The sequence below is a fragment of the Blautia faecicola genome, assembly GCF_004123145.1.
Lineage (GTDB): Bacteria > Bacillota > Clostridia > Lachnospirales > Lachnospiraceae > Oliverpabstia > Oliverpabstia faecicola.
Map to the genome: position 1 here is coordinate 1,185,106 of NZ_SDKC01000001.1, position 12,585 is coordinate 1,197,690.

Below are 12,585 nucleotides of genomic sequence, written 5' to 3' on the forward strand. Positions count from 1 at the left end.
ACAGATACTATCGGAGAGAATTAGCGGATAAGAGAGATTCATGAGGTATTTTCTTTTGCTGCGTGCTATAATAGGACATACTTCATGCTGCTACCTTTCCCTATCCGCATCAAAATAACGTATTACCCTGCATGGATTCCCTACTGCAACACAATTAGGAGGGATAGGGCGGGTAACTACGCTTCCAGCCCCTATCACGCTGTTTTCTCCTATAGTGACTCCGGGAAGAAGAATACAGCCGCCGCCAATCCAGACATTGTTTTTTATCTCTATCGGACGTGCATAGGTTCTGAAAAATGTTGTCTTGCGTTCCTGCCAATTCGGCACAAGCCTTTCCTGTGGCAATACAGGGTGCGAAGATGTATACATCTGCACATTTGACGCGATCAATACCCTGTCACCAATTCGGATCGTTTTGTTATCCACAAAGGTACAATTCATATTGATTATCACATCATTTCCCAAAAATATATTTTTCCCATAATCACAGTGAAAAGGCGTGTCGATTACCACATTTTCCCCTATTCCACCCAACAGTTCCCGAAGAATGGAAGTGCGTTTTTCTACATCTCCATAATCAGAAAAATAATATTCCCGTGTTAATTCCCTTGTGCGGGCAATCTGCTTTAATGTATCGCTGTCCGCAGTTTCCAAAAAATCACTGGATTCGTAATACATAATATCCCCCCTTAACGAAAACTGTTTTCCACAATACCTGGAAGCAGAGAATAGATTGAACAGCCGATCTGATTTTCAAACTGTTCTTTAATCTCTAAAATCTTTTTCCACCTGTCTATTGTCGCCGTGTGAACACCGTACCGTATTGTCACGTCTACAAATCTCTTTTCTAAAAGACAGAACCCCGTCGGCATAGCCAATGCGTCACATAACTGTACAAGACGGTCATAATCATCATATACCGCATTTGCAATAAATTCTTTCATAAACAGGTAATCCTCATCACTGACATCAAATACACCGATAGATGTGTCAATATCCTGAATCATAAATGCGTGGGATATACATATCTGTGCGGCTTTTTCCCATCCGCGCTCTATACAGTACCGATAGCCGTCTATCAGATGCCTTTCCGAACTCACTCCGGCATAGCGTCCAATATCATGCAACAACCCGAAAATATATGCCTGTTCAGAAGATAAATCTTTACAATGTGATGCAATGTTCTTACAGGCTTCGGCTACAAACCGGGAATGATCTGCCCATGCTCCCGGATTGGAGTCTGACGCTTCCCTTAATGCCAATTCTGCGGTCTGAATGTTCAACTCCATTTTTAACTCCTTTCAAAAGGGCGGGCTGGAAAATAAAACGCCCGGTCCCTTTATAATGAAATATTTACTCCTGTAAATTGCTGATTTACTTTACAGGTATCATTATAATGCAAAAGACATAGGAAAAATATTTCTTTTCCGCCATTACCTATCACTATTCTGCCATTTTTTTCTATATTCTGTAGGTGAACAATATGCATATTCCCGAAAAACCTTTCCAAAATAACTGCTGCTCCCTAAACCACACTCATGACTGATAACAGTAACAGCTTCCTGCCCCTTTGCCAACATCTGACAGGCAACTTGTAAACGGTAAGTTGTTATATACTCAACAGGTGTCATGTGCAGACAGTCATGGAACACTCTATAACATTCCCTTTCGCTTAAATATGCTGCCGCAGCAAGTTCCGGAATAGATATTTTTTCTCTGTAGTGTTCATGAATGTATATCATCATCAGCTTTATTTTATCGTTGCTTTTGTTATGTTCCCCTTTCTTTTCACGCATAGAACGAGAAAGTTCAAAAAGCATGAGCCATATTTCCGTTAGGGCTTCCCGTAGTTTTATTTCATATCCAAATTCATCACTGGATAAACGAAATGAGGCAGCAAGCAGTTTCAAAATCCTTTCTTCTTCTGCATTGCCCGGAAAAAGCGGGATTATCTCAAGCTGCGAGGCTGTTATGACAGGTGAAATATATTTTTGTTCAATCCTGCTTCCCTGTTCTCCGGCAAGTAAGGAAACGTCGAAAATATGAAGTAGTTGTATATTCTTTTCTTTCTGCGATATTGCTTTTGTCATATGGAGTACATTGGGATTTATCATGCCGCCGCTTCCGGCCGGAAACAATATTTTTCCTCCTGGCGTATCATATTCAATGCTGCCGCTTTCCATATAAAAAAGTTCCACTGTCCTGTGCCAGTGCCACGGTACATAACACCCTATATATTTGTCAAGTTCTGCCCTCGAAGCGATATAGGGAAAATCTTTTTCAAAACCTGGAAGCAATTCTTCCTTGCTTCCAGTATAAAATTCAATGCTATGGATATTTTTCATGTCTGTTCACCTGTACATCTGGGATTTTGTATCTACTTTATGGGTTAAAATATACGGAAATCCATTTTAAATTTCCGGTTTGTAGTTTTAAAAGTTTTTTCGCCATTGTTTCTTAGGTTCAAACTTTCCACAATCATCACAGGTCTGCGGCCAGTTAATTTTCCATTCAAAATACTCATCTCTGGTAATTACACCGGATTTCAGCTCATTCATTCGAACCACCCATTCTTTCAGAAAATCATTCAGAACCCCATAATCAAACCACATACAGACAGGAGAATGGGCAGGCCAGCTATCATTGTCGTGATAGTAAACGGACGTGTCTGCTACTTCATTGCATTTTTCACCGGGAAATTTCCGAGGAAGAAACAGATGCAGGGCAGATGGATTAAATTCATCCAGCCAGAAAAGCAGTTCCATCATTTCGGAAGCGTCACGTCCAGCGGTATCATAGAGGGTATAAGGATTAACATCAAGAGCCTGTGCCATTTTATCGACCAAATCTTTTTTGGGAACACGAACGCCTTTTTCATATTGTACAATCCTATGCTGATCGGTCAGTCCGATCTTCTCTGACAGTTCTTTTTGCGTCATTTTCCGGAATGTCCGGATTTTTTTTAGTTTCAGATTAAAATTCATAAAGTCACCTCTGCATTAGTCCTGATAAACATCCAGTGAAGATAGTAAAATCAAGAAGTGAATAACTATTTGTCCATATTGTAACACGAATTGGCAGAAATTCAATAAAAAAGAGTTCAAAAAAGAACCTAAAACGCATGAAGTGCTATTGACATTAGCAGTAACGGGGATATAATGGCATTAAATCGAAATAGGTACAAAAATGTATACTTACAAAACTTTTGATTATTAAACCTTGAAAATTGAATGAGCTGTATGGGTGCCTTTCGGGGCTTAAAGGTAACACAGGATTCCACCGCTGTATCAGAGAGTAGTATGTGGAAACCGAAGATACTCCGGCAACGGCTGGTGTGCCCCCGAAGAAGCTGCCAGTATTCAGAAAGATTTCTGATAGAGGTCAATTGTAACGTTGACACCGCCATATACAAATGGAAGCCAACACGCCGAACAGAATGGAAAATCATCGTAAGAAATCCAAACAAAAAGTAGATGTACTGACAACGGGCATAACCGCTGTCTGGGAGGTGATGCAGAAGAATACGGAGGAAAGGAGGTATGTGCATCATGAGAAAAACAACAGAGTATAAACTGTTTGAACAAAACCTGTAAAGAAAATAAACAAAGTAACTAATAAATTTCTTAGTTAGTTGATTCTATACGGAAACAGGATTATGATAATTATCGACATATGACGGAAATAAAAAAGGAGAAATTATGGCGCGACCAAGAAGATGCAGAAAAATCTGTACAGAACCTGCATATGACAGTTTTAAACCGGAAGGAATCTCTGTGAGAGAAGAGATTACTATGACCGTAGATGAATACGAAGTGATTCGACTGGTTGACCTGGAAAAATATACACATGAACAGTGTGCAGAGCGAATGGGAATCTCAAGGACAACAGTGACTGAGATCTATGAATCCGCACGTTATAAACTGGCAGACAGTGTGGTAAATGGAAAAAAGTTACATATTTCAGAGGGCGACTATCAGTTATGTGATGGAAAGAATGTATTTTGCTGTAACAGACTCTGTAAAAGATCCGAAGAATCCGTCAGAAAAATAATCATTCAAAGAAAGGTTGGAGCACAGACAGCACTGAAAGAGGCAGGAATCCGGTTATATGGAGGCGTAAAAGGAAATGCAGATAAAGCGATAGAGGCTTATTTGAAAGGAAACCTTGACTATAATCCGGAAGTACACTGTACCACACACGAACATGGTCACTCCTGTGGCGAGCATCACTGTGGTGAAGAGAAACACGGATGTTCCGGAAATGGTGAAAATCAATAGGAAATAAAGTACTTTCTTTGGTTTTTCTCTAAAAAAAAGTAGTGGTTTGATGTACTTAGGGCTAGACGTCGCGCTAGCGACTTGGTACAATAAAAAACAACATGGTTTTATACCAAAAGAAAGGACGATTTATTATGAAACTGAAAGTTGGCGTACAGCTTTTCTCGGTTATGACCGAGTTGGCAAATGACTACCTCAAAACTCTGGAGAATGTTGCAAAAGCAGGCTATAAGTATGTTGAGTATGTAGATGTTCCCGGCAACAGCCCCGAAGAAATCGGAAATAAAGTAAAAGAGCTTGGTCTGACTGCTATTGCAAGCCACGTACATTTTGATCCTTTTACCTCTACCCATGAAGATATGGTTAAGATTGTAGAAGACAACGTCAAGATGCATTCGGAAGCTATTATCCTGCCGATGGGTATCATGACCACAATGGAAGAGATCAAAACAGTTGCCGCAGCCTGCAATGAAATGGCTGCTCTGGCAAAAGCACACGGCATGGCTTTCTATTATCACAACCACTGTCAGGAATTTTATCAGGTTGAAGGCAAAACCGCTTATGAATGGCTGGTTGAACTGACCGATCCCGAACTGGTTTTCTTCGAAGTCGATACTTTCTGGGCAACCCGCGGCGGACAGAAGGCTGTTGAACTGATTAAAAAGCTCGGTTCCCGTGCAAAACTGATCCATCAGAAAGATATGGGTAAATCTGCTGATCCGATCAACCTGATTGAGGGTGTTACCGATCTGACCAGAGAGAACTACTGCGAAAAGATTTTCGGCCGTACAAATCCGACCGATATCTGCACCGTTGGCACCGGTATCATGGATATCCCCGAAATCGTTAAAACTGTAACTGAGCTTGACTATGCTCCTTACATTATTGTTGAACTTGACTGCTGCGCCCGTCAGACCGAAGAAGAGTACAACACTCCTCTTTCGCCTTTCGCAAGCATCAAAGCAAGCCGCGAGTATCTCGAAAGCGTTATCGGCTGATTTAAACTTAATAAAACGCGCTTCCTTCTCTGGAAAATGAGGTGACCCCAAAAAGTTAGATTTTTGCGAGACGATTTCGGTCGTCTCGTTTTTCTTTATGTAGCTAGGATATGAAGCCTGTATTGAACAGGGCTCATCCATCTTAACTTCTCTTTTATTCGTTTTTCATTGTAGTATTTTATAAAACGTTCTATCTTAGATTTTAATTCCTCGTAGCTATAGTAAACAACACCATAGTAAATTTCTTGCTTGAGCAGTCCAAAGAAGTTTTCCATTACAGAGTTATCCAGGCAGTTTCCCTTTCTTGACATACTTTGAAATATACGTTCTTCTTTTAGTCTATGAGAATATGCTTTCATTTGGTAAGCCCACCCTTGATCAGAATGAAAAGTTCTTCTGTACGGACAATCCGCAGTGATCTCAATTGCCTTATCTAAAGCATCCATTACGTTCTTTGCAGAAGGTTTCCGGTGTAAAGGTGCCTGACACCAATGAATTTATGCTATTTCAAAACAAGCCTTGAGCATTTGCACAAATTCTTCGATATAGTATCCGGATAGGATAAAAATATCCCCTTTCACGAAAGAAAAATTTTTGTGAAAGGGGATATTTTTTACAAGTATAGTAAATGCATGTATTTTACAGAATGTCACTGCCATCCGGTATTTTAGAAATAATCTGTCGGTTGACACTGAACAGGAAAGTCAGTGAAACAACAAGAGATGCAACCTCTGCAATCGGGAAGCACCACCATACCACATGCAGTCCTCCGATCCGGGAAAGAAGGTAGGCTACCGGGATCAGGACCACGAGCTGACGAAGGATCGATACGATCATGCTGTATACTGCTTTTCCGAGAGCCTGAAATACTGTTCCGCAGATGATACAGAACCAGGCGATCAGATAATGAACTCCGATGATACGCAGTGCAGGTATACCGATGGCGAGCATATCTTCGGAAGCATTGAACATTCCAAGAAGAACCTGTGGAATCAGCTCAAAAGATAAGAATCCGACAAAGGTCAGACAGAAAGCAGTGATCAGGCTGAGTTTGATCGTTTTGATCATACGTTTTCTGTTCTGAGCCCCGTAGTTGAAGGCGATGATCGGCGTGATACCATTGTTCAGACCGAACACCGGCATGAAGAAGAAACTCTGAAGCTTGAAATATACACCGAACACAGCGGTTGCTGTGGATGAGAAAGCAATCAGGATCCGGTTCATAGAGTACGTCATCACAGAGCCGATAGACTGCATGATGATCGAAGGAACGCCGATCGCGTAGATCGTTCCGATGATTTTGATATCCGGACGGAATCCCTGAAAACGGATCTTAATCTCTGTGTTAAACTTGTGATTGCAGGTAAACGCAACAACAGCAGCGACACACTGGCCGATGACGGTTGCTACAGCGGCACCGGTAACGCCCATGGCCGGACATCCCAGCAGACCGAAGATCATGATCGGATCCAGAATGATATTGGTAAGAGCTCCGCATAACTGGGAAGTCATGCTGAAAAGTGTTTTTCCGGTGGAGGTTAGAAGGCGTTCAAAGTAAATCTGTGCAAGTAAACCGAAAGAGAAAATCATAACGGTACGAAGATATTCGATGCCCATCTCCATGATCTCAGCATCCGCACCTTTGATCTGGCTGGCATAAAATGGTTTTACAACGGTAAATCCCAGAATCAAAAATACAAGATAACTTAAAAAATACAGAAAAGCTGCATTGACACCGATCTTATTGGCTTCTTTAAACTTATGTTCCCCCAGTGATCTGGAGAGCAGAGCATTCATACCGACACCGGTACCGGTTGCAACAGCAATCAGTAATGTCTGTAAAGGAAAGGCAAGAGAAACAGCAGTAAGGGCATTCTCGGAAAGCTTCGCCACGAAGATACTGTCAACGATGTTGTAAAGTGCCTGCACGAGCATGGAAATCATCATCGGTAACGACATATTAAATAAAAGTTTACCGATGGGCATAGTTCCCATTTTATTTTCTGCTGCAGGGGCAGAAGTATTTTCTTTTGTCATAGGTCCTCCAATCTGTATGATATGTTTGGCTTCGCAGCGCAAAAAAGCGCCAACGATGTATGATACCACTATTTGTTGTAAGATTCAAGAAAAAAGAAAAAGTTCATAATATTTTGCATTGAGAACCGGAAACGAAAACTGTATAATGAAAACAATACGAAAGACAGGAAAATGAGGTGTGGGAAGAGCAATGATTACATATAATTATGGGAACAGTCATTCACCGATCACTTTGCTTCAGATGGTGGGAGATCATGATCTGCCGGGAATAGAAAACGAGATCCGGGAGATCCACAGACTGACGGATCAGGAGTTTGCGTTTGTGGCAGTAAAAGTGGAAAACTGGAATCACGATCTTTCACCATGGAATGCCCCGGCTGTATTTGGAACGGAAGATTTTGGAGACGGTGCGGAAAATACACTGGAAGAAGTATTGCAATTGTGTACGGACAACGACCGCAAATACTGTATCGGTGGATATTCGATGGCAGGATTATTTGCCCTGTGGGCAGCCATGCAGACAGATCGCTTCAAAGGTGTCGCAGCAACATCTCCCTCGGTCTGGTTTCCGGGATTCCTGGAAGATATGAAGAGCCGGCGGGTAGGAAGTGACTGTATTTACCTGAGTCTTGGCGATAAAGAAGAAAAAACAAGGAATCCGGTGATGGCGCAGGTGGGAAACTGCATCAGAGAGACGTTTACCTGGCTGAAAGAAGAAGGAATACCGTGTACACTGGAATGGAATCACGGAGGCCATTTTAAAGAACCGGATATGAGGACCGCCCGGGCCTTCGCGTGGGTGCTGGAAGAACTTGCAAAGAAAGATTAGTATACTTTAAAATATGGAATGGAAAAATACGGGAGAATGAGAAAATGACAACGACAACGTTATGTTACATAGAAAACGAAGGCAAATACCTGATGCTTCACAGAGTAAAAAAGAAGAATGATATCAACGAGGGAAAATGGATCGGTGTCGGCGGTCATGTGGAATATCAGGAAAGCCCGGAGGAATGTCTGGTGCGTGAGGTGAAGGAAGAGACCGGGCTTACACTTACCTCGTATCGGTTCCGTGGTGTGGTGACATTTATCAGCGATACCTGCGAAGCGGAACTGATGTGTGTGTTCACAGCGGATGGATACACAGGAGAACTAATCGAATGCGATGAGGGAGAACTTTGCTGGGTAGATAAAACAGTTGTGCCAAAACTTCCGACCTGGGAAGGCGACAGAGTGTTTCTGGATATGCTTCTTTCCGGGGAAGAAAGATTTTTCTCGCTGAAATTAAGATATGAGGGAGATAAGCTTGTGGAGAAGAAAACTCATTTGTACTAAAAGATAGAGAGGAAGATTTATGCAAACAGTAGGAATAGATATCGGAACAACAACCATAAGCGGTGTGGTTCTGGAAAAAAACGGAACACAAAAACCTCGGATTCTTAAAGCAAAAACAATTGAAAACGGGAGCTTTCTTACAACGACAAAGGACTGGGAAAGGATCCAGGATGCAGAAAAGATTGTAAAGAAGAGCAGACAGATGCTGGATGATTTTCTGGACGAATATCCGGAAGTGGAAAAAATCGGACTTACCGGGCAGATGCATGGGATCGTCTATATCGACAAAGAAGGAAAATGCGTCAGTCCACTGTATACCTGGCAGGATGCGAGAGGAAGCCTCAGTGGGAAAGATAATGGTTCGCTGACAGAAGAGATCCGGCAGACATGCAGCGTGCAGGCTCCCTCCGGTTATGGAATGGTTACACATATTTATAATCTCAGATACCATCTGATCCCAGATACGGCAGTAAGCTTCTGTACAATTATGGATTACTTCGGGATGCGGCTGACCGGGAGAAAAAAAGCACTGGTACATGCAGGCAATGCTGCAAGTTTTGGCTTTTTTGACGTACCGAAAAATGTTTTTATGACAGGAAAACTTGCCAAAATGGGCGTGGAAGAACAGTGGCTTCCGCAAGTCTGCACCGGAATCGAAGCACTGGGAAGTTACAGAGAGAGAATCGTGACCACCGCGATCGGCGATAATCAGGCAAGTTTTCTCGGAGCAGCGGGAAATGAGAATAATACATTGCTGGTAAATATGGGAACCGGCGGACAGATCTCAGTACTCTCAGATCAGTATTTTACAGCGGAGGGAATCGAAGCAAGACCTTTCTTACATGGTACTTACCTGCTTGCAGGAGCTTCTCTGTGCGGAGGAAAAGCGTATGCACTGCTGGAAAAATTCTTCAGAGAATTTGTGAAAGAGGCAACCGGACAGGAGAAACCTCTGTACAAAACCCTGGAGAAACTGGCAGGAGACGGGAAAGCATCCTGCACCGGAAGGGAAAACAGGCAAAAACTTCAGATAGAAACAACATTTGACGGAACCAGAGTACATCCGGAGCAAACCGGAAGTATTACCAATCTCAGTACGGACAATTTCACACCGGCAGCGTTTGTTTACGGGACTCTCGAGGGAATGAGCAGGGAACTCTATCAGATGTATCAGACGATTCAGAACGGAACCGGAATACAGATAAAACGCATGATCGGATCCGGAAACGGATTGCGAAAGAATCCGGTTCTCTGTGAAATTGTAGAAGAAATGTTTGGCGTGAAACTGGCATTGGCAGAATGTGAAGAAGAAGCGGCAACAGGGGCGGCATTGAGCAGTATGCAGCAGGATTAATAATTGAAGCGTATGAAGAGGATGTTACATGAAACAGAAGCTGTTAGATGAACTGATGGAGGTATCTGAAGAAGAACAGAAATATCTGGATGGTCAGGGTGATATTGAAAAACAATTGTATGCAAAGGAAAAGATAGAGGAAATAGACAGGGAACTGCTGCTTAAAAGGGGTCAGCTTATTACTGTGCGTCCGCATAGCCGTTTTGTTGATTTCCCGGAACACAGGCACAATTATGTAGAGATTATGTATGTGGCGCAGGGCAGTATCACGCATTGCATAGAGGGAAAGGAATTGGTGCTTCATAAGGGTGATGTTCTGATGCTGAACCAGCAGGTTGTGCATTCGATAAAAAGAGCGGATTATCAGGATATAGGTATCAATTTTATCGCACTGCCTGAATTTTTTGAGGTACCTTTATCTATGCTTGGTGAGGAGAATGTTCTTGCCCGGTTTGTGACAAGCGTATTCAGACAAAAGGATCCGGTTTCGCATTACCTTCTGTTTCGCCTGCAGGAAAATGAGCAGGTGGAAAACCTTATGGAAAACATGGTGGAATCCATGCTGCACGGATATGCGAACGAAGATATCATAAACCAATATTCCATGGGAATTGTATTTTTGCATCTTCTGAATCATCTGGAAAATCTGAGCCACAACTCTTCTATGGATTATAAAGAGACAGTAGTCCAGGCGGTGCTCGGATATATAAACAGCGATTGTAAAAATGCCAGTCTGACGAGAATCGCAGAGGATACGCATCAGTCCATGACCGCCTTAAGTAAACTGATAAAGCAAAAGATCGGATACAATTTTCAGGAGCTTTTGCAAAGAAAAAGATTTCAGATGGCGGTTCATCTGCTGTGCGATACAAAGCTTTCGATTGAAGAAATAGCTCTTGATGTCGGGTATGAAAATCAAAGCTATTTTTTCAGGCAATTTAAGAAACGTTACGGAATGACACCGCACAAATACCGAAAAGAAAACAGAAAAGACAAAAAATGATAACGTGGAAAATAAGGACAGTTTTTTGAACTAATGAGGTTCTAAAAAAATGTCCTTATTTTTGTTATATTGAGTATAGAAAAAGGGTAACTGTTCAGAACCGTTGCGAACAAAAAAGAAAGGAACTCACATATGGATACAAGATATTATCTTGCTGTTGATATTGGTGCTTCAAGTGGCAGGCATATGCTTTCACACATGGAAAATGGAAAGATGGTGCTTGAGGAAATCTATCGCTTTCCAAACGGCATGACAGAAAAAGCAGGTCATAAGGTGTGGGATGTGGACAGGCTTTTTGAGGAAATACTTACAGGCATGAAAAAGTGTCTGGAAATGGGGAAAATTCCTTACAGTATGGGAATTGACACATGGGCTGTGGATTTTGTCCTGCTGGATGAAAACGACAAAATGCTTGGAGATGCGGTTGCCTACAGGGATGACAGAACAAAGGACATCGACAAAGCCGTGTATCAGTTTGTATCGGAGACAGAGCTTTACACAAGAACCGGTATTCAGAAGCAGAGCTTTAATACAATTTATCAGCTGATGGCTGTAAAAAAACAAAATTGGAAACTGTTTACAAATGCAAAGACAATGCTTATGATACCGGATTACTTCCATTTCCTTTTAACCGGAAGGAAGGCTCAGGAATATACCAATGCAACAACTACCCAGTTGATAAAAGCAAAAACAAAGGACTGGGATTATCAGCTCATAGAGAAGCTTGGATATCCGCAGGATCTGTTTTTAGAAATAAAAAGTCCGGGATATGAGCTGGGAGACTTATCAAATGTCATTCAGGAAAAGGTGGGATTCAACTGCAAGGTCATTCTTCCTCCGACTCATGATACTGCGTCCGCCGTTATGGCGATTCCAACGCAGGCGGATGATGCTTTGTATATCAGCTCAGGAACATGGTCACTTATGGGAACAGAGCTTAAAGAAGCAGACTGTTCAGCCGGCAGCAGGAAGTGCAATCTGACAAACGAAGGCGGTTATGATTACAGATTCCGGTACCTGAAAAATATTATGGGATTGTGGATGATACAGTCGGTAAAGAAAGAAATCGCACAAGATACGAGCTTTGCCCAAATATGTGAGATGGCGGCAAAAGAGAATATAAAGTCCGTGGTGGATGCAAACGCTGACAGATTCTTAGCCCCGGACAATATGACAGAGGAAGTAAAAAAAGCCTGCAGTGAGAGCGGACAGCAGATTCCACAGTCGGTGGCAGAGGTGGCAGCCGTTATCTATAACAGTCTGGCAAAGTGCTATGCAGGGACTGCTCAGGAGATCGAAGAGCTGACAGGAAAGAAGTACTCTCATATACATGTAGTCGGGGGAGGCGCAAATGCAGCTTACCTGAATGAGCTTACCGCAAAGGAAACAGGAATGACTGTTTACGCGGGACCGGGTGAAGCCACTGCGATAGGAAATATAGCTTCACAGATGATTGCAGCTGAGGAACTTTATGATTTAAAAGCTGCAAGACAATGTATTTTCGATTCTTTTGAGATAAAAGAATATTGTCCGGATTAATAAAACAATAGTTACGATAAATACAAAAATGCTATCAAAAAG

13 protein-coding genes and 1 pseudogene are annotated in these 12,585 nt (G+C 42.2%); 8 read left to right on the forward strand and 6 right to left on the reverse strand.

What is annotated here, in order from left to right; all coding sequences use genetic code 11:
- Positions 1 to 90 precede the first annotated feature (90 nt).
- The 4 genes from ETP43_RS05300 to ETP43_RS05315 all read right to left on the reverse strand — a co-directional run bounded on the left by ETP43_RS05300 (position 91) and on the right by ETP43_RS05315 (position 2,984).
- Positions 91 to 678: a sugar O-acetyltransferase gene (locus tag ETP43_RS05300; protein WP_118617504.1), complete on the reverse strand. Its 588-nt coding sequence runs from the start codon at positions 676 to 678 to the stop codon at positions 91 to 93.
- Positions 679 to 689: 11 nt separating this feature from the next.
- Complete coding sequence (locus ETP43_RS05305; RefSeq protein ID WP_118617502.1) at positions 690 to 1,289, reverse strand: HD domain-containing protein; 600 nt, start codon at positions 1,287 to 1,289, stop codon at positions 690 to 692.
- 144 nt (positions 1,290 to 1,433) lie between these two features.
- Positions 1,434 to 2,345: an AraC family transcriptional regulator gene (locus ETP43_RS05310; protein ID WP_118617500.1), complete on the reverse strand. Its 912-nt coding sequence runs from the start codon at positions 2,343 to 2,345 to the stop codon at positions 1,434 to 1,436.
- Positions 2,346 to 2,432: 87 nt separating this feature from the next.
- Positions 2,433 to 2,984 (reverse strand): helix-turn-helix domain-containing protein, encoded by a 552-nt coding sequence (locus ETP43_RS05315; protein WP_118710145.1) that lies wholly within the window; start codon positions 2,982 to 2,984, stop codon positions 2,433 to 2,435.
- Between the two features lie 452 nt (positions 2,985 to 3,436).
- Here ETP43_RS05315 and ETP43_RS17890 point away from each other — a divergent pair, with 452 nt between their 5' ends.
- The 3 genes from ETP43_RS17890 to ETP43_RS05325 all read left to right on the forward strand — a co-directional run bounded on the left by ETP43_RS17890 (position 3,437) and on the right by ETP43_RS05325 (position 5,275).
- Positions 3,437 to 3,571 (forward strand): hypothetical protein, encoded by a 135-nt coding sequence (locus ETP43_RS17890; RefSeq protein WP_279222148.1) that lies wholly within the window; start codon positions 3,437 to 3,439, stop codon positions 3,569 to 3,571.
- Positions 3,572 to 3,698: 127 nt separating this feature from the next.
- Positions 3,699 to 4,277, forward strand: coding sequence for a DUF134 domain-containing protein (locus tag ETP43_RS05320; RefSeq protein WP_129257292.1), 579 nt, complete (start codon positions 3,699 to 3,701; stop codon positions 4,275 to 4,277).
- A 134-nt stretch (positions 4,278 to 4,411) separates the two neighbouring features.
- On the forward strand, positions 4,412 to 5,275 hold the full coding sequence (locus ETP43_RS05325) for a sugar phosphate isomerase/epimerase family protein (RefSeq protein ID WP_164979602.1): 864 nt from the start codon (positions 4,412 to 4,414) through the stop codon (positions 5,273 to 5,275).
- Positions 5,276 to 5,370: 95 nt separating this feature from the next.
- Here ETP43_RS05325 and ETP43_RS05330 read toward each other — a convergent pair.
- Both ETP43_RS05330 and ETP43_RS05335 read right to left on the reverse strand, forming a co-directional pair.
- Positions 5,371 to 5,751: pseudogene (locus tag ETP43_RS05330) on the reverse strand (transposase); the annotation flags it as partial.
- A 163-nt stretch (positions 5,752 to 5,914) separates the two neighbouring features.
- Positions 5,915 to 7,312: an MATE family efflux transporter gene (locus ETP43_RS05335; protein ID WP_022173092.1), complete on the reverse strand. Its 1,398-nt coding sequence runs from the start codon at positions 7,310 to 7,312 to the stop codon at positions 5,915 to 5,917.
- Between the two features lie 190 nt (positions 7,313 to 7,502).
- Here ETP43_RS05335 and ETP43_RS05340 point away from each other — a divergent pair, with 190 nt between their 5' ends.
- The 5 genes from ETP43_RS05340 (at position 7,503) to rhaB (ending at position 12,543) form a co-directional block, all read left to right on the forward strand.
- Entirely contained in the window at positions 7,503 to 8,141 is a 639-nt protein-coding gene (locus ETP43_RS05340; RefSeq protein ID WP_022399666.1) for a hypothetical protein, read from the forward strand.
- A 44-nt stretch (positions 8,142 to 8,185) separates the two neighbouring features.
- Positions 8,186 to 8,647, forward strand: a complete 462-nt coding sequence (locus tag ETP43_RS05345; protein WP_129257294.1) for an NUDIX hydrolase — start codon at positions 8,186 to 8,188, stop codon at positions 8,645 to 8,647.
- A gap of 19 nt (positions 8,648 to 8,666) precedes the next feature.
- Positions 8,667 to 10,001, forward strand: coding sequence for a sedoheptulokinase (locus ETP43_RS05350; protein ID WP_129257295.1), 1,335 nt, complete (start codon positions 8,667 to 8,669; stop codon positions 9,999 to 10,001).
- Between the two features lie 28 nt (positions 10,002 to 10,029).
- A complete protein-coding gene (locus tag ETP43_RS05355) occupies positions 10,030 to 11,004 on the forward strand; it encodes an AraC family transcriptional regulator (RefSeq protein ID WP_129257296.1) in 975 nt (324 codons plus the stop codon).
- 132 nt (positions 11,005 to 11,136) lie between these two features.
- Entirely contained in the window at positions 11,137 to 12,543 is a 1,407-nt protein-coding gene (gene rhaB, locus ETP43_RS05360; protein ID WP_129257297.1) for a rhamnulokinase, read from the forward strand.
- Positions 12,544 to 12,585 lie beyond the last annotated feature (42 nt).